The organism is Wandonia sp., from assembly GCF_984588085.1.
On record NZ_CFIGVI010000049.1, the window covers coordinates 1 to 21507 of the forward strand.

The 21507-nt window shown below is 40.9% G+C and carries 12 protein-coding genes; 8 read left to right on the plus strand and 4 right to left on the minus strand.

Annotation, left to right across the window (positions count from 1 at the left end; genetic code table 11):
• Positions 1-135: 135 nt before the first annotated feature.
• Both AC4PL9_RS13355 and AC4PL9_RS13360 read left to right on the plus strand, forming a co-directional pair.
• On the plus strand, positions 136-924 hold the full coding sequence (locus AC4PL9_RS13355) for an SDR family oxidoreductase (protein ID WP_491605246.1): 789 nt from the start codon (positions 136-138) through the stop codon (positions 922-924).
• Between the two features lie 74 nt (positions 925-998).
• Positions 999-1610, plus strand: coding sequence for a Crp/Fnr family transcriptional regulator (locus AC4PL9_RS13360; RefSeq protein ID WP_343790227.1), 612 nt, complete (start codon positions 999-1001; stop codon positions 1608-1610).
• Between the two features lie 37 nt (positions 1611-1647).
• On the opposite strand, the gene recQ (AC4PL9_RS13365) is transcribed toward AC4PL9_RS13360, so the two are convergent.
• Entirely contained in the window at positions 1648-3828 is a 2181-nt protein-coding gene (gene recQ / locus AC4PL9_RS13365; protein WP_491605247.1) for a DNA helicase RecQ, read from the minus strand.
• A gap of 243 nt (positions 3829-4071) precedes the next feature.
• Between recQ (AC4PL9_RS13365) and tatC the strand changes: the two genes are divergently transcribed.
• From tatC to AC4PL9_RS13385, 4 genes are read left to right on the plus strand one after another with little or no spacing between them, the layout of a single operon-like run.
• The gene (gene tatC, locus AC4PL9_RS13370) at positions 4072-4854 is read left to right on the plus strand and encodes a twin-arginine translocase subunit TatC (RefSeq protein ID WP_491605248.1); all 783 of its coding nucleotides are present in this window, start codon (positions 4072-4074) and stop codon (positions 4852-4854) included.
• Positions 4855-4908: 54 nt separating this feature from the next.
• The gene (locus AC4PL9_RS13375) at positions 4909-7362 is read left to right on the plus strand and encodes a DUF5686 and carboxypeptidase-like regulatory domain-containing protein (RefSeq protein WP_491605249.1); all 2454 of its coding nucleotides are present in this window, start codon (positions 4909-4911) and stop codon (positions 7360-7362) included.
• Positions 7362-8114, plus strand: a complete 753-nt coding sequence (gene lptB, locus AC4PL9_RS13380) for an LPS export ABC transporter ATP-binding protein (RefSeq protein ID WP_491605250.1) — start codon at positions 7362-7364, stop codon at positions 8112-8114. Before AC4PL9_RS13375 ends, lptB begins: the two co-directional genes overlap by 1 nt.
• Positions 8114-9133 carry a helix-turn-helix transcriptional regulator gene (locus AC4PL9_RS13385; protein ID WP_491605251.1) on the plus strand — a complete coding sequence of 340 codons (1020 nt, stop codon included), beginning with the start codon at positions 8114-8116 and terminating at the stop codon, positions 9131-9133. Before lptB ends, AC4PL9_RS13385 begins: the two co-directional genes overlap by 1 nt.
• A 10-nt stretch (positions 9134-9143) precedes the next feature.
• Here the strand turns inward: AC4PL9_RS13385 and recQ (AC4PL9_RS13390) are convergent, their stop codons facing one another.
• Positions 9144-11258, minus strand: a complete 2115-nt coding sequence (gene recQ / locus AC4PL9_RS13390) for a DNA helicase RecQ (protein ID WP_491605252.1) — start codon at positions 11256-11258, stop codon at positions 9144-9146.
• A 239-nt stretch (positions 11259-11497) separates the two neighbouring features.
• Here recQ (AC4PL9_RS13390) and AC4PL9_RS13395 point away from each other — a divergent pair, with 239 nt between their 5' ends.
• Both AC4PL9_RS13395 and AC4PL9_RS13400 read left to right on the plus strand, forming a co-directional pair.
• Positions 11498-11818, plus strand: a complete 321-nt coding sequence (locus AC4PL9_RS13395) for a hypothetical protein (RefSeq protein ID WP_491605253.1) — start codon at positions 11498-11500, stop codon at positions 11816-11818.
• A gap of 12 nt (positions 11819-11830) precedes the next feature.
• The gene (locus AC4PL9_RS13400; RefSeq protein WP_491605254.1) at positions 11831-19843 is read left to right on the plus strand and encodes a PKD domain-containing protein; all 8013 of its coding nucleotides are present in this window, start codon (positions 11831-11833) and stop codon (positions 19841-19843) included.
• Between the two features lie 74 nt (positions 19844-19917).
• On the opposite strand, the gene fabD is transcribed toward AC4PL9_RS13400, so the two are convergent.
• Together fabD and AC4PL9_RS13410 are read right to left on the minus strand one after the other, a co-directional pair.
• Positions 19918-20799, minus strand: a complete 882-nt coding sequence (gene fabD / locus AC4PL9_RS13405; RefSeq protein ID WP_491605255.1) for an ACP S-malonyltransferase — start codon at positions 20797-20799, stop codon at positions 19918-19920.
• A gap of 189 nt (positions 20800-20988) precedes the next feature.
• On the minus strand, positions 20989-21507 hold a 519-nt coding region (locus AC4PL9_RS13410; RefSeq protein ID WP_491605256.1), incomplete at its 5' end, for a T9SS type A sorting domain-containing protein.

Sequence of the window (21507 nt, forward strand, 5' to 3'; positions counted from 1 at the left end):
TGTAAATCTTTCTCATAATCACAACTAGTTTATTAATTTATTATAACGAATATAATAATAATCAGTTAAATAAAGAAATAGAGAAAAAATTTAACAAATAGCCTATCTTTGTTCTTTTTAGAAAAAACAGACAGAATGACTTTGATCGGATTAGGTAAAACAGCAGTGGTTTGTGGAGCTACGCAAGGAATTGGATTTGAGAGTGCTAAGGCGTTAGCCATGTTAGGTTATTCAATCGTTGCGATTGCAAGGAATGAGATGAAGCTCAAAGAGGTGGTTACCGGATTTTCAACAAATGAAGGGCAAAGTCATACCTACATTGTTGCAGATTTTTCAAATCCGCAATCGGTTCAACAGGTTGTTTCAAAATGGGTGAATTCAGGTAATGTTGCTCATGTACTTGTGAATAATACTGGTGGACCAAAAGGAGGTCCTATTCTTCAGGCAAAGCCACAGGAGTTTATAGATGCATTTAACCAACATTTGGTTTGTAATCATATTTTAGCTACGGCTTTGATTCCGGGTATGAAAAATGCAGGTTTCGGAAGAATTATTAATATTATTTCTACTAGCGTTAAACAACCATTGCCTAATCTGGGTGTCTCAAATACTATTCGTGGCGCAGTGGCAAATTGGAGTAAGACATTGGCAAATGAAGTGGGGCGTTTTAATATTACAGTAAATAACGTGTTGCCGGGTGCAACAAATACTTCTCGTTTGCAATCTATTGCTGCTGTAAAAGCTGATAATACAGGAGAATCTGTTGAGGATATTTTTGCTGAGATGGCTGCAGAATCACCAATGAAGCGTATTGCTGAACCGGAGGAGGTAGCTGCTGCTGTGGCTTTTTTAGCTTCCGAAAGCGCTTCTTACATAAATGGTATAAATATTCCCGTAGATGGCGGACGGACTAAATCCCTATAGGACTAAAAGGAAATTTGTACTGGGTTTTGTAAGTGAAAAATTAGTATCTTCGACACACGTAAAAAATGTGTTGTATGGTACTTCCTGATGAATTATTCAAGTCTGTTCTGAAAGATGATGTAAAGAACTCTGGTGTGGTTAAAACTTTTGAGCCGGGGGATGTCATCTTGAATGAAGAATCGTTTATCAGATCTATTCCGATTGTTCTTGATGGTAGTTTGAAGGTAATGCGAACTGATCCTGACGGGCGTGAAATTCTTTTGTACTATATCAAACCGGGAGAAAGTTGTATTATGTCTTTTCTTGGGGGGCTCCATCAGGAGATGAGTAAAGTAAAAGCGGTAGCTGAAGAGAAAACGCAATTACTATTGATTCCTGTGGATAAAGCAGGTGAGTGGATTAAAGAGCATCCGGAGTGGACGGACTTTATGTTTCGTTTGTATCACAGAAGGTTCGAAGAGTTACTCGAAATGGTGAACCTTGTCGCGTTTCAGAAATTGGACCAACGGTTAGAACACTTAATCTTACAGAAGAGTAACCTGTATAACAACAAAGAGATTAGTATTACACATCAGCAGTTAGCGGATGAGTTGGGTACGACCCGCGAAGTTGTTTCGCGCATTCTGAAGCAAATGGAAACGAAAGGAATGATCAAACTGGGACGAAATAAAATTGTCCTTCAATAAATCCTGATCAATAGACTTTGACTTATTGGGGACTTTTCTAATTCCCCATTTCAGACATGAACTTAATACGCATCAGTCGCAACTCTTCTTCAGTATAATCTCCGTCAAACTCGTTATAGGCTTCAACTAAAGAATCAGTTTCGGCTTCCCGGAAATAGTCGAATATTTCCTCCTGATTTTCTTCATCGAGGATATCATCCAGATAATAACGAATATCCACTTTTGTTCCAGAAAGGACTATAGCTTCAATCTCATCAATGATCTCGTCCATTGTTTTGCCCTGAGATTTTGAGATGTCCTCAAGTGGCAGTTTACGGTCAATATTCTGTATGAGCTGAACTTTAAGTCCTGATTTGTTAACAATCGATTTTACGACCAGATCTTGTGGGCGGTCGATATCATTTTCTTCTACATATCTTGCTATCAGGTTGATAAAAGGTTTTCCATACCTTAGGGCCTTTCCTTGCCCGACTCCCTGGATATTTGTGAGTTCTTCGGTTGTGATAGGGTAGTGAAAAGCCATTTCTTTGAGTGAGTTCTCCTGGAATACAACAAAAGGAGGAACGTTCTGTGCTTTTGATGTCTGCTTGCGCAGATCGATCAACATTTTATACAATGTTTCATCAAAAGCATCTTTTGCCCCCGCTTGTGTGATGATCTCCTGATCATCTGTTGCTGAATAATCAGTCTCGCGGATGAGTAGAAAGGAAACCGGGTTTTCCAGAAAATCCATCCCTCTATCTGTTAGCTTCAGGATTCCATAGGATTCAATGTCTTTGTGGAGGAATCCGTTAACCAGACATTGGCGTATTGCTGCGTTCCAGAATACTTCGTCATGTTCTTTTCCCTTTCCGAACAACTCATGTTGATCATGTCTGTAAGAAACAATATCAGAAGTTTTGTTTCCACTTAAAAAAGCACTGATATGTTTATTTTTCTGCATTTGGTTCAGTGCAACAATTGCTTGAAGAAGTAGATGGACTTCATCCTTGCCTTCAAATCTTTCTTTTGGATTTTTGCAGTTGTCACACATGTCTGAACAGGCACTGTCATCAAATTCTTCTCCGAAGTAGTGGAGCAAATATTTTCTTCTGCAGATGGAAGTCTCGGCATACGAGACTATTTCAAATAATAATTGTTTGCCAATTTCAATTTCGGATACAGGTTTTCCCTGCAGAAATTTTTCCAGTTTTTCTACATCTTTATAACTGTAAAAGGCCAGGCAATGACCTTCTCCTCCGTCTCTTCCGGCACGCCCGGTTTCCTGATAATAGCTTTCCAGAGATTTAGGGATATCGTGATGTATTACGAAGCGTACATCCGGTTTGTCTATCCCCATTCCGAAAGCAATGGTTGCTACGATAACATCTACATCCTCCATCAGGAACATGTCCTGATGTCTGGCGCGAGTCGAAGCATCCATTCCGGCGTGATAAGCAAGGGCATTAATTCCGTTTACCCGGAGTACTTCTGCCAGTTCTTCGACCTTCTTACGGGACAGGCAGTAAATGATACCCGATTTCCCTTCATGTTGACGGATGAAACGGATAATCTCTTTCTCAACTTCTCTTTTAGGCCGTACTTCATAGAAAAGATTATCTCTATTGAAAGATGCTTTGAATAATTTTGCATCCATCATATTCAGGTTCTTTTGGATGTCAACCTGAACCTTAGGAGTAGCAGTTGCTGTTAAAGCGATGATGGGGACTTTTGAGATTTTTTCAAATATTTCCCGTAATCTTCTGTATTCCGGCCTGAAGTCATGTCCCCATTCAGATATACAATGCGCTTCATCAATTGCAAAGAAAGAGATCGGAACTGAAGTAAGGAAGTCAATGTTTTCTTGTTTGGTAAGGGATTCAGGAGCGACATAAAGTAATTTCGTCTTTCCTGCCTGAATGTCTTCTTTAACCCGATTGATTTCAGATTTGGTTAGTGAAGAGTTCAGGAAATGAGCTACTGCGTTTTCCTCGCTGACATTTCGAATAGCATCAACCTGATTCTTCATCAAGGCAATCAGAGGAGAAACAACAATTGCAGTCCCGTTCATCATAAGTGCCGGGAGCTGATAACACATAGATTTTCCTCCCCCTGTTGGCATTATTACAAATGTATTGTTTCCATCAAGGACATTTGTAATAATAGCCTCCTGTTCACCCTTGAACTGGTCAAATCCAAAATACGTCCTTAACGCATCCTTTAACTGAACTACTTCCATTACTTCAACTTAATTACTCTTCTTCTCCTAATATACTAAAAAAAACGGCTAACGAAGTTAATTAAAATACATTGGTTATAAATTATTTATCGCTGATTTTGACGAAACCGGGGACGAAGCCTGTTTTTGTTTCTATTAACTTATTTTAACAAATCGGCGCTACGAAGTTAAGATATTTCTGGTTCTGACAGGGTAGATAGAAACTAAACTTTTGACTACCTTTGTTCGATCAATTAAGCAATGATGACAGACAATAAAGAAATGTCATTTCTTGATCACCTGGAAGAACTCCGCTGGCGTTTGGTGAGAAGTTCAGTAGCAATTGTTGCAATAGCGACGGTAATCTGGATATTTAAATCATGGATCATGGAAAATTTGTTCATGACTATGAGAAAATCAAGTTTCTATACGTTTGATTTTTTGTGCCGGACCATCAATGTTTGTGTTGAAGATGTGCCTGTCAATATGCAGAGTACAGAAGTGGTCGGACAGTTCTCGTATGCTTTGATGATGAGTGTTGTTGGTGGAATAATCTTTGCTTTTCCGTATATTTTCTGGGAAATCTGGGGGTTTGTAAAACCTGGGCTAAAGAGCAATGAGCTAAAAGCGGTTAAGGGGACTGTTTTTTTTGTAAGTGTTTTGTTTTTTCTCGGAGTGCTTTTTGGCTATTTTATTGTAGCACCGCTTAGTGTTCAGTTTTTTGGGTCTTTCCAAATTGCAGAGGGAATTCAGAATAACTTTACAGTTTCATCTTACATGAGTACGGTTATTTCGACGATCTTTTTTTCCGGTCTTTTATTTTTGCTCCCGGTACTGGTTTACTTTTTTGCAAAATTAGGGATTGTATCTTCAGTATTCCTTAAAAAATACAGAAAACACGCGATTGTGGGGGTGTTAATCCTTTCAGCACTGATTACTCCTCCGGATTTGATCAGTCAGATTATTGTGGCTATACCCATTGTGCTGCTTTATGAGATTAGTATTCTGTTAGCCAGATCTGTTGAAAAAAAAGAGCCTAGAGGATAAACCCTGTTGGAAATCTTAACTTCTTTTTCATAACTTTAGCGATTGATCCGAGTTATGAGAAGAATACTACACTTATTTGTATGGTTCCTGCCTATATTCTCTATTGCCCAGAAAACAGTTGTCAGTGGGGTGATTACGGATGCTGAAACAGGGGAGCTTCTTCCTTTTGTCAATCTGAAATTCCAGGATACGAAAAGTGGTGGGACTACTAATCTTGAAGGAGAATTCCTTATTGAGTCTTATTATGCTACGGATACATTGGAAATTTCGTTTGTCGGGTACGAGCTTACAAAAGTTCCGATTGATGTAGGAAAAACGCAGGAGATTAAAATTGCTTTACAACCCGCTTCAGGTATGCTGAGCGATATTATTGTTGAAGCACCTGATGAATTACCAAGTGAACGTCTTATGAGACTCGTGGTCCGGAATAAGCCGATTAACAATAGGGAAAAACTGGATGCTTATGAATACGAAACGTATAACAAAATACAACTAGACCTGAATAATATCGGAGATGGTTTTGATGATAGAAAGTTTGTTCAGAAATTGGGAGAGGTGTTGGATTATCTGGACTCGAATAAACAAGGTAAGTATCTTCCGATGATTCTTTCCGAGTCGGTTTCCCGTTATTATTTCAAGAAGAATCCGAAACGGAAGAAAGAGATAATGGATGCAACGCATATCACCGGCGTTGAAAATCTGGAAGTCAGTCAGTTTATGGGGGAAATGTATCAGGATATTAACGTCTATGATAATCTGATCTTCTTATTTGGTAAACAATTCATTTCTCCGCTTAACAATTCGTATAAATTGTTTTATAAGTACTACCTTGCTGATTCTGCATTTATTGATAACCAATGGTGCTATAAGCTCACGTTTACTCCGAAAAGAAAGGGGGATCTGACATTTGAGGGGGAGATGTGGATTCACGATACTACTTACGCGGTTAAAACAATCACAGGTGATATATCGCCCTGGGCCAATCTGAACTATGTCCGGGGGATGCGATTTGAGCAGGATTTTGATCAGGTAGAACCGGAAGTATGGATGTTAACCAGAGAACGTGTAATCGTTGATTTCCAATTGCTGCGTAAATCGAAGATTTATGGTTTTTATGGGAGAAAAACTACTATGCGAAAAGACTTTGTCATTAATCAACCGTATGATGATGAGTTTTATAGTTCTGATAGCCGGGTAGAAGTGGCCTATGATGCTAAAGAAAAGGACGAATCCTATTGGAGGAATCACAGACATGAGCCTCTGTCGGAAGATGAAAAAGGAGTGATTAGGATGGTGGATACGCTTGCGTATAATCCGACGTTTCGTTTTTTACAGAATGCAGGATATATGCTGACTACCGGTCATTACCGTTTAGGATTGATTGAAGTCGGTAATTTGTATAACCTGATTAGCTATAACGAGGTAGAAGGTATCCGAAACGAAATTTCGGTTCGAACATCTAATAAGTTCAGTAAGCGAATTGAATTGGCAGGTAGACTTGCGTATGGTTGGTCAGATCAGCAAATCAAATATGGGGTGGGAATGCGCTATAATATAACCCCTAAAAAGAGAGGGATGCTGGCTGTTTATTATCGAAATGATATTGAGCAGTTGGGGATGTCTCCGAATGCAAAAGAGGTTGGTGCAACTTTCGGAACGCTTTTACGTACAGGACCTCTGGATAAGTTGACTTCCGTCAAAAAAACCGGGGTGAATCTGGAAAAAGATATTGGAAAAGATTTGATTCTCTACGGTGGTTTTGAGTGGAAATCGTATACGCCTCTGGGAATTGCGGATTATAAACGGTATGACAACGAAGGAGTTGTCAGGGATATAGAAAATATTAAGGCAAGCGAGTTTACAATTAAATTGCGGTGGGGAAAGAATGAGGAGTTTATTTCGGGGCAGTTTGACAGAATTTCTTTGGGGTCAAGATTCCCTATTTTATCTCTGCAGGCAATTTTTGGAGTAAAGGATCTGTTTAACTCAGATTATAATTATCAGAAAATTGAATTTCAGTTAAGTCATAAGGCGCGGCTTGGCTTTTTTGGTGCGATACACTATGATATCCAGGCAGGCCATGTATTCGGAAGAGCAGCTTATCCGTTCCTGAAAGTCCACCCTGGAAATCAATCGTATTGGCTCCAGACAGAAGCATTTAACAATATGAGCTTTTTTGAGTTTGTGAGTGATCGCTATGTTTCGCTAATGGCAGAGCACCATTGGAACGGATTGCTTTTTGACCGGATTCCCGGAATACGAAAGTTGAAATGGAGAATGGTTACGGCTGTAAGAGGCGTGGCCGGAGATTTCGGGAATCGCCATTTATCGGAAATGATTCTTCCGGATGTTACGCATTCGCTGAATTGGAAGCCATACGTGGAAGTTGGGGCAGGAATTGAGAATATTTTCAACTACCTTCGCATAGAATTCACCTGGAGATTGACACACAGAGTTCCGGGAGTTAATAACTTCGGCATTCGTGCCCGGCTTAATTTTGATTTTTAATGAAACTGTATACAAAGGAGATTAAGAAAACATACAAAGGAAGGCCTGTTGTTAAAGGGGTTACAGTAGAAGTGAATCAGGGAGAAATTGTTGGACTTCTAGGTCCGAATGGAGCGGGGAAAACCACTTCATTTTATATGATTGTGGGCTTGGTTTCTCCCGACTCGGGACGGGTTTTTCTGGATGAAAGAGAAATAACTAAATTGCCAATGTATAAACGGGCGCAGCTTGGTGTGGGATATTTACCTCAGGAAGTATCTGTTTTCCGGAAATTAAGTGTGGAGGATAATATCATGGCAATCCTTGAGATGACGAAACTGAACAAACAGGAGCGTCATACACAACTTGAAAAACTACTGAATGAGTTTTCCCTGCAACACGTAAGAAAGAATTTGGGAAGTATGTTATCCGGGGGGGAGAAAAGAAGGACTGAGATTGCCCGTGCACTTGCTACGAATCCCAAGTTTGTTTTACTGGATGAACCATTTGCAGGGGTTGATCCGATTGCTGTTGAAGATATCCAGTCCATTGTTGCGGATCTCAAAAAACGAAATATAGGTATCCTGATAACCGATCACAATGTTCAGGAAACTCTTTCGATCACGGATAGAGCGTATTTATTGTTCGAAGGAAGTATCCTTAAATCGGGAACAGCTGAAGAGTTGGCCGCCGATGAACAGGTAAGGAAGGTATATCTTGGACGTAACTTTGAATTGAGAAAAAAGAAAACTGAAGAAAAACCCGAAGAATAATGCCGCACGTAAAAAATGCTTTACTTCGATATCGTGTAATTGACCGGGCTATCCGGAATTCGAATAATCCGTATCCTTCCAAAAGAAAGCTTCGGGAGCTGTGTGAGGAAACATTGTTTGGCTCTTCTTCAGGAGCAAATATTTGTGACTCGACTATTGAGAAGGATTTGTTTGCTATGCGTATGGAGTATGACGCACCTATATACTACAGTAAGAAGGAAAGAGGATATTATTACGAAGATCCTGATTTTTCAATTGATGATACACCGCTTACGCAAGATGATGTTAATGCATTGAAATTTGCAGCAGGTACGATCGCTCAGTTCCGGAACATGGATTTTTTCAAAGAGTATGGTTTTGCTTTGGAAAGAATGATTGACCGCATTGATGTGAAGCGTCATAAAAAGTCATTTCGCCCGGACACGGAAATGATCCAGTTCGAAACAGGGTATGGAAAAACAGGACAGGAATATATCAACCCGTTGCTGCAAGCGATTGAAGGTGGAAAAGAAGTGTGGTTCGATTATACCAGCTTTGCCAATGGAGAAATGAAGCGACGAAAAGTTACTCCCCTCCTGTTAAAGGAGTATCGAAATCGCTGGTACCTGATTAGTTATGATTTGGTCAAAGACAGGATTTCTACGTTTGGGTTGGATCGGATGAGCAATATTGAGCCTTCCGAGGAGAAAGCAACCCTCCCGGTAAATTTCAATCCTGATCTCTACTTTAAGCACAGTCTTGGTATTACAGTTACAGGTGATAAACCGGTTGAGGTACTGTTTAAAGCAGATAATATTGCGGCAAAGTACATTGCTTCTCAGATGCTACACCCGTCACAGCTAACGGTTAAGAATGGAAATAAACGAACAACCTTTAGTTTACATGTTTTAATAACAGAAGAACTTATACGTACTCTGTTAAGTTACGGAAGTGAGATAGAGGTGATAGAGCCACCTGAACTAAGAACGGAAATGATGAATAGAATAAAGGCCATGTCATCGCGTTATAAGATGATGTAAAAGTCCTTGATTATAGTTCTGCACTTTCTTTTTCCAGTAAAGAAAGTGCAAGTCGTATCTGATAATAAGGTATTTCACCATTGAAGTGTTCAAAATAGGGTTTTAGTGATACGGAATCTTTTGTTCTTTCATAAATTTCCCTGACACGATCAATTACAGAGTCATCTACATAACGAGATAAATCAACATGAGTTCCTTCAATGTAGAGTTTTGCAAGGTGGGAGTATATGGTTTCTTTATTCATTTTCCGAATAGTTGCTATTTCTTCAGGAAGAAGTCCTTCTTTATACAGCTCGTACGTTTTTTCATAGGTTGATACCTCAGGCTTTATGGTTTTTTCAAATTCCCTGATTACCGTTATGAACTCTTCTCCATAATTCACCATTTTTTGGTGACCAACCCCTGGTATATCAAGGAAGTCATTCTTCGTTACCGGTCGTTGTGATGCCATTTCTTGAAGAGCAGCATCACTGAAAATGATATATGCAGGAACACCTTCTTCTTTTGAAATAATCCGCCGGAGCTGACGCAGTTTCTGAAATAACTCTTCTTTTGGAGATGTGTTCTTAGAGGGAGAAGATACTTTCTTTTCTGTCTGCCTTTTGGCTGAGCCGGAGAATTTGGCGAGTAAGAAATCTTGTTCTTCAAACAAGATCTTGTTTCCGAACGGAGTTATTTTGAGATGAAAATTTTCATCGTAAGCTATTTCAATTGCTCCCTGATTAAGGAGTTGTATCAGATAAAAAAGCCATTCTTCATTACCGAGATCTCTCCCCGCCCCGTACGTTTTTAAATTTTGATAACCATTTGTATAAATATCAGCAGTTTTGGCACCTCTGAGTAACTGGATCAATAGATGTAGACTGATTTTTTCATGGGTCCTTTTTATACCGGAAAGTGCTTTTTGTGCAATGACTTTACCATCAATAAACGAAGGCGGATTCAGGCATACATCACAGTTTCCACAGTTTTCTTCCAGATTTTCACTAAAATAGCTTAATAATGTTTTACGACGACATGTCTGAGACTCTGCGTAATGAAGCATCCTGTTTAGTTTCTCTGTAAGAACTTCTTTTTGTGAACTGTCCCGCGCAAAGTCTGCCAATAGCTTTACGTCACGCATTGTATAATAGAGAACAGCTTTGGATGCTAGTCCATCTCGTCCGGCACGTCCTATCTCCTGATAATAGCCTTCCAGATTTTTGGGAAGATTATTATGAATGACCCATCGTACATTTGACTTGTCAATTCCCATTCCAAAAGCAATTGTTGCTGTAATCACCGGTGTACGATCGTGAATAAAATCTTCTTGGATTCTTGATCGTTCGGCATTGGAAAGTCCTGCGTGATAATGGTTGGAAGGAATTCCGTTCCGTAGTAGAAAGCTATTGATGTCTTCCGTTTCTTTTCGTGATAAGCAATAGATAATCCCAGATTGCCCTTCGTGTTCTTCTATAAAGTCGAGGATCTCTTCCTGCTTTTTTTTCTTGGGAATATTACCTCTGACTTCAAGACTGATATTGGGGCGGTCAAATGATGAAAGAAAGATGTGAGGATTTTTTAGCCCCAATTTGCTTTCGATTTCTTTACGGGTAGCTTTATCTGCTGTTGCTGTGAGAGCCGAAAAAGGAATGTCTTTCCAGTAATTTCTGAGCAGATGTAATTGGGTATATTCCGGACGAAAATCATGACCCCACATCGAAACGCAGTGGGCTTCATCTATGGCAACCATAGAAACAGGAACCATAGATAACCAACCATCTAATGCCGGAAATACGGTTTCTGGTGCCATGTATAGTAATTTGTAGGCGCCCGATTTTGCCTGTTGTATAACCTCTGCCCGTTCCGACTCAGGTTGAGAACTATTGAAAAAGGCAGCTTCTACACCATTGGATCGTAAACCTTCGACCTGATCTTTCATGAGAGAAATGAGAGGGGAGATGACCAGCGTTGTACCATCAAATACGAGTGCCGGAATTTGATAGCAAATTGATTTTCCTCCTCCTGTTGGCATTAGGACAATCGTATCCTTTTTTTCGAGTGTCGTTCGAATTATTTCTTCCTGTTGAGGTCTGAATGTAGAATAGCCGAAGATTGTTTTCAGCTGCTTTCTGGCGCTTTCCATTTTCAATAAATTTAGGTAGGTTGCTGCAAAGATAATTGAAATTTCATCTTTTTAAGAGCTTAAAACAAAAGAGTTGAGTAGAGCTTGGTAACAATAAGTCAGGTGATAAATATTTTTTTTTCACTTGGTGTTGTAAAAATGTTAATTTTAAAAATGAAAATAAGCAACCCTTTTGATAGGGAACTCGTTGAATATAATGAACATGCTATTTGGTTTTTACCAGGAATAAACCCACAACTATGAAGAAGAAAGTGAATTGTTTTACGGGCAGTATAACCGTCGTTGGTATACTGTTTATTGCAGGGGGTGCTTTTGGGCAAAGTACTTTTGAGCCTATAACTACGAGTAATTATACCGATACCAACTATCATAGAAATCTAGAAAAGTCTGAAATACAGAGACAACGTATGTCAGAAACTCCTTCAAATCCGGAGTCGGTTTCGAAAGAAGAACAACTGACGCTTTACAGAAAGGAACTTGTAAAATATCCTGAAGGATCAGAAGAGAGACGTGTTTTGGAAGAGAAGATACGCAGAACTGAACAAACGGAAGAAAATTAATATACAGACACTATGAAAAAACTGATTACGCTACTTTTCTTTGTGGTGGTATGTTTTGTTGGTGCTTTGGCTCAGGTAACGGGTAACGGGCATTCGACTACTACATCAACATCCTACACAGATGGCTCACCGAATGATCAGATTTATATTTACTGCACACCGGACTCCGATGGAAATCCGGTTACCGGTTCGTTAACAGCAAGTTCTCCTTCCGGAGTAGCGCCGTATACATTTCAATGGTATTCCTACAATTCGACTTCGAATGGTTGGGATCCCTACACAAATACGAATGGAACGACGAGTACGATCAATGGTTTGGCTAATGGAGGATATCTGGTTGCAATCACGGACGCAAACGGAACAAGAATAGGATGTTATCGTGCCTGGGTATTTTTGAATGAGACTACTGTTGATGCAGGAGCTCCCATTGCTGCCTGTGGTTCATTTACTTTAAATGGTACGGCAAGTCCGGTGGCAAATTTTGTGTATTACAATCCGCCGCCAAATCCATTGACCATTGATAATACAACAAGTATTCAGGTCTGTTTCAATGCAAACCACACCTATGTTTCCGATTTGGGCTTCTTCCTTGTTGGACCTGCTTCCTGTGGATCTCCTACAATTACATTGTCTCCTAATCCGGGGGCAATAGGACAAAATGATGTTTGTAACAGTGGTAATAATGTAAATAACCTTTGTTTTTCGAGTGCCTCAACTACTATTCTTGATGTTTGTTCGGCAGGAGTGCCACTTAGTGGAACTTACGGAGGGTATGGTCCTGGGGGAGGAACAATGATAAACTGGTCGTCTTTATACGGTTGTGATGCATCAGCCGGTGGATGGAGTGTGCAGATTTATGATTGTATCGGATCAGACGTTGGCGCATTGACTGGTGCAAGTATTGCTTTCAATGGTCAGGGTACGTGTGGTCCTTTGAATGTAAATTATAATTCAGGATCTATTAATTCTGCAATTAATGATAACTCTTGTTCTGCAGCATCGGCATCTATATTTTCTGTTCCGCCGAGCACTTCTACAACAACTCCGATTACATTAAATAACTCAATAACTTCCGTTTCCTGGTCAACGGGAGCGAACACACTCTCTACTACAGTAAATCCGGCTCCAACAGCGAATACATGGTATTATCTCACAGCTACGGATAATTTCGGTTGTACAGCAATTGATTCGGTACTATACACGAACACCTGTGTTTGTAACTTTACATCTATATCGACTGTTTCTCAATCGTGTCAACCGGATAACACTTTTGATCTGACAGGAGAGTTACAGTTTGATTACCCTCCTGGAACGGGACAGTTAATTGTAGAAGATTGCCACGGAAATTCGTCTACCTATAACGCTCCTTTTACTAGCCCGTTCAGTTTTAGTATTGATAATATAACGGCAGATGGTTCGACCTGTTCAGTAACGGCATACTTTACCGATGATCCTGCCTGTACAATAACATTGTCTAACATTAGCTATACACAACCTTGTGTGTGTTACGCAGAGATAGGGACATTTACACCGGTAATGGGAGGAATAAGTACTAATCCGTACATCTTGTGTTATGGTGATAATTTGGATATTACGCCAAATGGGGACTATGTACCACCGGCAGAAGCATTGTATCCGCCTTCAGCGTCCGGGTACGATCCCAATATTATTTGGGGAGTCTATTCTTGCCCTCCAACAGTGGCGGTTACTCCGGATCCTACTTTTTTTATAACGGATGATCCTTGTTGGATCGGAGTCACTTCTATAGAAAACCTGAATGAGCTAAATGACCAATTCTGGATTGATAATTACCCCGGTGTTTTTACAAACAATACGGTGTATTTTGTTCCGATTACAGCTTACAATGTCAGTTCAAACCCATTATTAGTATCTTATACCAATACAAGTTTGGATTGTTATGAAATGGGTGCGCCTTATGCCGTTCAATATTTGCCGGAGATTCAGACGAATGTATCTGAAGATTGTCAGGCAGGTAGTGTAACAGTTACTGTGTCGGGAGGTTTACCTCAAGTAGATGGATCTGATTTCACAGCTTCAAATCTCACACCTGCGTCAGCTTCTTTCAGTAATACTACAACAGGAGATGGCGGTACTATTGTTGTTACGGGATTGGTAGACGGAGATAATTACTCGTTTGATATAACAGACGGTAATGGTTGTCCGGTAACAATAACCGGGACTTTTACAGGGCCGGAAGACGCATCATTCACGTATCCTTCTGTAACTTACTGCCTCGATGATGCAGATCCTTCACCAACAATAACAGGAATAACTGGAGGTCAATTCACCTCAACAGCTGGAGTGGTTATTAATTCATCTACGGGGGTTGTCGACCTGAGTGCTACAGGACCGGGTACTTTTGCAATTGCATACCAGTCACCGGATCCGGTTTGTTATTCGATAGAATCATTTACGATTACGATTAACCCTTTACCCGTCGTGGCAGTGAATGATCCTACAATTTGTGATGGAGAGACGGTTACTCTGACAGCTTCAGGAGCGGATACGTATTCCTGGTCTCCGGGAACAAGTTTGAGTGCAACTACAGGTGCTTCTGTCGATGCATCACCTTCAACAACAGTAAACTATACCGTAACGGGTACTGTAACTGCAACAGGTTGTACCAACACTGATGTAGCTACTGTGACTGTTAATCCGTTACCGATTGTGAATGCGGGAACAGATATTACTGTCTGTGATGGTACGAATGTTACATTGACTGCCACTGGAAATGCCGCTTCTTATGCATGGGACAATGGTGTCAATAATGGTGTAGCTTTCACTCCAGTTTCGACAACTATTTATACAGTAACGGGTACTTCTGCAGCAGGATGTACAGAAACGGATCAGGTAACAGTGACAGTTAACCCGCTTCCGAATGTATCAGCAGGAAATGATTTCACGGTTTGTACCGGTTCAACTATAACTCTTTCAGGATCCGGGGCAACCAGTTATGTTTGGAATAATGGGGTAACTGACGGGGTTCCTTTCGTTATTACCGGAACAACAACTTATCAGGTAACGGGAACAGATGTAAACGGGTGTCAGAATACAGATGATATAACCGTTACTGTTAATCCTGATGCACCTATAAATGCAGGGTTTGATGTAACAATTTGTGAAGGAGAATCTGTTGTACTCACCGCTACAGGAGGAGTTTCCTATTCATGGGACAATGGTTTGGGAGCAGGAGCTTCTCAGACTGTGAGTCCTACTGTTACTACTACTTATACAGTTAATGGAACAGATGCTAATGGTTGTACGGGTACAGATCAGGTAACGGTTACTGTGAACCCTCTTCCGGAAGCCGTAATTAACGGGACAACGGATGTCTGTCAGAATGACGCTGCTCCTGTTATTACCTTTACCGGTTCAAACGGGACCGCTCCTTACACTTTTACCTATACGATTAATAACGGCGCGAATCAGACAGTGGTTTCAACAGGAAACACAGTTACTGTTACCGTACCAACCGGAACCGTAGGGACATTTGTGTATGATTTGGTAAGTGTTCAGGATGCATCATCTACAACATGTAGTCAGGCACAGACTGGGTCAGCTACTGTAGTGGTTAATCCACTTCCAACTGCGGCAGTGACTGGTACAACGGATGTCTGTCAGAATGACGCTGCTCCTGTTATTACCTTTACCGGTTCAAACGGGACCGCTCCTTACACTTTTACCTATACGATTAATAACGGCGCGAATCAGACAGTGGTTTCAACAGGAAACACAGTTACTGTTACCGTACCAACCGGAACCGTAGGGACATTTGTGTATGATTTGGTAAGTGTTCAGGATGCATCATCTACAACATGTAGTCAGGCACAGACTGGGTCAGCTACTGTAGTGGTAAATCCACTTCCGACCGCTACCATTGCCGGAACAATTGATGTCTGTCAGAATGACGCTACCCCTGTTATTACCTTTACCGGTTCAAACGGTACAGCTCCTTATACCTTTACTTATACGATTAATAACGGCGCGAATCAGACAGTGGTTTCAACAGGAAACACGGCTACTGTAAATGTACCAACCGGAACAGCAGGAACGTTTGTCTATGACTTGGTAAGTGTTCAGGATGCTTCGTCTACAACATGTAGTCAGGCTCAGGCAGGTTCAGCGACTGTAGTGGTAAATCCACTTCCGACTGCTGTAATCGGAGGAGATAATACAATTTGTCAGAATGATGTTGCTCCGGTAATTACCTTTACGGGGGCGGGTGGAACAATGCCTTATACTTTTACGTATACAATTAATAACGGACCAAACCAGACGGTTACTACAGCAAGCGGAAACTCTTCAGTAACTGTAAGTGTACCAACCGGAACGGCGGGAACGTTTGTATATGATCTGGTGAGTGTCCAGGATGCTTCATCCACGACATGTTTGAATCCTCAGACGGGAACTGCGACGATAATCATCAATCCACTTCCTTCAGCAACTGTAACAGGAGGGGTTTCTGTTTGTGTTGGTGATTCGGATCCCGTTGTAACTTTTACCGGATCTTTAGGTACGACACCTTATACCTTTACCTACAATATAAATGGAGGAACGAACCAAACTATTGTATCGACCGGAAATAGTGCTACAATAACAGTTCCAACAATTACAGCAGGAACATTCAATGTAAATCTTGTAAGCGTTACAGATGCAAGTTCAACAACTTGTCAACAAACGATTAACCAAACGGCTACTGTCGTTGTTAATGCAAATCCGGTTGTATCAATTAGTGGTGCAAGCGAATATTGTGCAGGAGCTTCAGCTACACTGGATGCAGGAGCTGGGTTTACTTCTTATCTGTGGTCAAACGGAGCTACGACTCAAACGACGAATGTAACTGATGGAGATAATCCTGTAACAGTTACCGTAACAAATGCTGCCGGATGTTCTACTACTTCGGCACCTTTTTCAGTAACGGAGAACTCTCATATAACAGCGAACTTTTCCTACGAAATTTGCCAGGGACAGTCTATGGTGATCCACGGGGTTACGCAAACAACAAGTGGAGTATATTCTCAGGTTTTTGTTTCGGCAACGGGATGTGATTCAACAGCAAATGTAACATTGACCGTTCATCCGCTACCAAATGTTTTTGCCGGAAATGATTTTACAATATGCTCCGGTGACGCAATCACACTTTCCGGAAGTAACGCTGTGAACTATGTTTGGGATAATGGAGTTACCAATGGAATTCCATTTACTCCTTCAGGAACTCAAACGTATGAGGTAACAGGTACTGATGTTCATGGATGTGTTAATACAGATCAGATTACTGTTACTGTTAATTCGCTTCCTACAGCAACGATCAATGGAACAACTGATGTTTGCCAGAATGCAGCTTCGCCACAAATTACTTTTACTGGTGCCAACGGAACAGCACCTTATACATTTACCTATACAATAAATAATGGAGCTAATCAGACAGTGGTTTCAACAGGGACAACTGCAACAGTTAATGTACCGACAGGAACCGCAGGGACGTTTGTCTATGATTTGGTAAGTGTCCAGGATGCTTCATCAACGACATGTAGTCAGCCTCAATCCGGGTCAGCGACGGTCTTGGTTAATCCACTTCCGACAGCTTCAATTGCTCTTAATGGAGCGTCTGTAGTTTGTCGTAACGACGTAAGCCCTGTTATTACGATTACAGCTTCAGGAGGAACAGCACCTTATACATTTACTTATACAATTAATAACGGGGCGAATCAAACCATTGTTTCTAACAATAATACGAACCAGGTAACATTTAGTGTGCCTACGGGGATTGCAGGGACATTTGTTTATGATTTGGTAAGTGTTCAGGATGCTTCATCTACAGCTTGTCTGAATTCTCAAACAGGTTCGGTAACGGTAACGGTTAACCCACTTCCTACGGCGATAATAAGTGGATCAACGGATGTTTGTCAGAATGGAATTGCTCCTGTGGTAACCTTTACAGGTGCAGACGGAACAGCACCTTATACCTTTACGTACACAATTAATAACGGTACGAGTCAGACTGTTGTCTCAAGTGGTAATACTGCTACGGTAACTGCACCTACGGGAACAGCAGGGACATTTGTGTATGATCTGGTGAGTGTAGAGGATGCCTCAACTACAGTTTGTGGTCAATCGCAGTCCGGATCAGCAACTATTTTGGTAAATCCACTTCCTACTGCGACTATTGATGGAACGGTTGAAGTTTGTCAGAGCGGTACATCTCCATTGGTTACTTTTACCGGTGCAAACGGTTCGGCTCCTTATACTTTTACATATACTGTAAATAACGGACCTAATCAAACAGTCGTTTCTACAGGTAACACAGCAACCGTTTCTGCACCTACGGGAACAGCAGGGACATTTGTGTATGATTTGGTGAGTGTTCAGGATGCTTCATCTACTACATGTAGTCAGGCTCAGTCAGGCTCGGTGACAGTAACGGTAAACCCACTTCCGACAGCATCAATTACAGGAACCACTGAAGTTTGTCAGAATGGAGCTTCCCCCGTAATAACATTTAACGGAAACGGAGGAACTTCTCCTTATACATTCACCTATTCGATAAATAACGGACCGGATCAAACGGTTGTTTCAACAGGTGGTACTACAGCCACTGTGTCTGTTCCAACAGGAGCAGCTGGGACTTTTGTTTATAGTCTTGTCAGTGTTCAGGATGCTTCTTCTACGGCATGTCTTAATCCACAGACACAGTCAGTAACAGTAGAGGTAAATCCGCTCCCAACAGCAACGGTGACAGGTACAACTGATGTTTGTGTAGGCAGTGCAGCGCCAGTAGTAACTTTTGAAGGGAACAACGGAACTGCTCCCTATACGTTTACTTACAATTTGAATGGAGCAGGAAATCAAACAATAACTACGACGGGAACTAATACTACAGCTACCATTACAGTTCCTACAAGTGTTGTCGGGACGATAACTGTTAACCTTTTAAGCGTTCAGGATGCATCTTCAACAGCTTGTAGTCAGGCGCAAACCGGATCGGCTGTGATAACGGTTCACGATCTTCCTGCTGTTTTTGCCGGAAATGATCTTGTAATTTGTGCCGGATCAACGGTTATTCTGACTGCATCGGGAGCCAATACCTATAGTTGGTCGGATGGCGTTTCAAATGGAGTTCCTTTCCTCCCGGCAGATACAACCATTTATACGGTGACAGGAACGGATGTCTATGGATGTAGTAATACGGATGATGTTCAGGTGGCCGTTGTGCCTAACCCTGTTGCATCATTTACCGGTCAGGATTTATCCGGATGCTCTCCAGTGACAGCCACATTTAACAATACATCGACAGGAAATTTATTAGATTGTCAATGGACTTTTAGTAATGGGCAGACAGTTAGTAGTTGTTCGGATATAACAGCCACATTTACATCTTATGGATGTTATGATGTTACGCTGACTGTGTCAACACCTGAAGGATGTACAAATTCAACAACAGCCATTAATTACGTTTGTGTAGAACCTGACCCAGTAGCATCGTTCTACCCAGACCCTTCCGAATTGTCAACGGTTTATCCAACCAGCCGGATGATTAATAATTCTGAAGGAGCGGATTCTTATATATGGAATTTCGGAGATGGTTCAGGGCCTTCAACTGATGTTGCTCCTTTGCATACTTTCCCGGATGGACCCGGTGTTTACACAGTGACGTTGACAGCTTATTCCCCTGCGGGATGTGTGGATGTTACTGAACAGGTGATTACAGTGAAAGAAGAGTTGATTTTTTACGTTCCGAATACTTTTACTCCGGATCAGGATCAGTTTAATGAAGTGTTTTTACCGGTGTTTACATCCGGGTTTGATCCTTTTAATTATCACCTGACCATATTTAACCGATGGGGAGAAATTCTTTTCGAATCGTATGATGCAGAGTTTGGATGGGATGGAACCTATGGTGGAAAAATTGTTGAAGATGGAACCTATATCTGGAAAATAGTAGTGAAGCGAACAGATGTAGATGATAGAGAAGAGTATATAGGACATGTAAATGTCTTACGATAGTTAAGTTTTTCGATGGAGAAAAAAGGGGAAGTGATAAAGTCACTTCCCCTTTTTTATGAATAGCTCAACGATAATTAAATTTGTGCACTGGACACAGGGAATTGCCGGTCTACTTTTTTAAATAATCCTTGTAAAACTTTACCTGGTCCGACTTCAATAACCTCCGTAGCTCCATCTGCAATCATTTGATTCATAGTTTGGGTCCAACGTACGGGAGCAGTTAATTGATCAACCAGATTCTTTTTAATTTCTTCCGGATTGGATACTGCTTTTGCAACAACATTTTGATATACGGGACAAGAAGGAGTGTTGAAAACCGTAGCCTCAATTGCAGCAGCTAGTTCCGCTCTTGCAGGTTCCATTAATGGAGAGTGAAAAGCTCCTCCTACCTGAAGAACTAATGCTCTTTTTGCTCCGGCTTCAGTAGCTAATTCGCACGCTTTTTCAACAGCAGGAACCGCTCCGGAGATAACAAGTTGTCCGGGACAGTTATAATTTGCAGGTACAACGATGCCGTCAACGTTGTTACAGACTTCTTCTACTTTTTCGTCTTCAAGTCCTAGAATTGCTGCCATAGTTGAAGGCTCTGCTTCACAAGCCTTTTGCATAGCCATAGCACGTTGATATACGAGACGAAGAGCGTCTTCAAAACTCAAAGTGCCGTTTGCTACAAGCGAAGAAAATTCTCCCAAAGAATGCCCGGCAACCATGTCCGGTTGAAAACTATCTCCAAGTACTTTTGCAAGTATCACAGAGTGTAAGAAGATGGCGGGTTGGGTTACCCTTGTTTGTTTTAGTTCTTCGTCAGTTCCTTCAAACATGATATCAGTAATTCGGAAGCCTAGAATTTCATTAGCTTTTTCAAATAATTCTTTTGCTACTTCTGAATTTTCATAAAGGTCTTTTCCCATTCCTGAAAACTGAGCCCCTTGACCCGGAAATACATATGCCTTCATACTTATTTCGTTTTTATTCTGTTTCTATATTATGTGAGGTTGGCAAAAATAGTAACATATATGAGAGTATTTATATGCTGACTTTCTTTTTTGAAACGAGTATTAATTTCTGAAAAAGAAGAATAAAAAAAAGTCGCCTGAATTCACAGGCGACTTTTTCTGGGTTAAAAACCATCTAATATAAGGATATTACATCTTTACAATGCGTTTCATCCATGTTCCCTGATCGTGAGTTCCTTTTACAAAGTATACTCCCGGTTCAAAAGAAGCGATGTTGATAATGTGTCCGGATTGAACCTGACCTTCAGAAAGAACTAGTTTTCCTTGTGTATTGTAAACAAGGACACTTGTTTCATTGATTTCTGTTAATTCAATTGTTAAACTTTCTTTCGTTGGATTAGGGAACAGGCTAACAAGTGTTTCAGCAAGTACATTTTCCGCAAAGCCAACAGTTGTTACACTGAAACATTCTGATATAGCTATACAGTCATCTTCATTCGTAATCAGAACTGCATATTCTCCATTTTCTGAAGCAACGTAAGTTGCAGAAGTAGCACCATCAATCATTTCATCTGTCGAACAATCAATCCATTGGTACGAAGTTGCCTCTTCTGAAACAACCAATGTTACTCCGTCTGTTGATGTAATTGTTGCTGTAAGAGGAGCAGGTTCAGTGATAGTAACGTCTACTGAAGCTGTACATCCGTT

Excerpts from the sequence above, each read along its gene's own strand:
- AC4PL9_RS13355 (WP_491605246.1), top strand. The coding sequence starts at position 136 with ATGACTTTGATCGGATTAGGTAAAACAGCAGTGGTTTGTGGAGCTACG.
- AC4PL9_RS13360 (WP_343790227.1), top strand. The coding sequence starts at position 999 with ATGGTACTTCCTGATGAATTATTCAAGTCTGTTCTGAAAGATGATGTA.
- recQ (WP_491605247.1), bottom strand. The coding sequence starts at position 3,828 with ATGGAAGTAGTTCAGTTAAAGGATGCGTTAAGGACGTATTTTGGATTT.
- tatC (WP_491605248.1), top strand. The coding sequence starts at position 4,072 with ATGACAGACAATAAAGAAATGTCATTTCTTGATCACCTGGAAGAACTC.
- AC4PL9_RS13375 (WP_491605249.1), top strand. The coding sequence starts at position 4,909 with ATGAGAAGAATACTACACTTATTTGTATGGTTCCTGCCTATATTCTCT.
- lptB (WP_491605250.1), top strand. The coding sequence starts at position 7,362 with ATGAAACTGTATACAAAGGAGATTAAGAAAACATACAAAGGAAGGCCT.
- AC4PL9_RS13385 (WP_491605251.1), top strand. The coding sequence starts at position 8,114 with ATGCCGCACGTAAAAAATGCTTTACTTCGATATCGTGTAATTGACCGG.
- recQ (WP_491605252.1), bottom strand. The coding sequence starts at position 11,258 with ATGGAAAGCGCCAGAAAGCAGCTGAAAACAATCTTCGGCTATTCTACA.
- AC4PL9_RS13395 (WP_491605253.1), top strand. The coding sequence starts at position 11,498 with ATGAAGAAGAAAGTGAATTGTTTTACGGGCAGTATAACCGTCGTTGGT.
- AC4PL9_RS13400 (WP_491605254.1), top strand. The coding sequence starts at position 11,831 with ATGAAAAAACTGATTACGCTACTTTTCTTTGTGGTGGTATGTTTTGTT.
- fabD (WP_491605255.1), bottom strand. The coding sequence starts at position 20,799 with ATGAAGGCATATGTATTTCCGGGTCAAGGGGCTCAGTTTTCAGGAATG.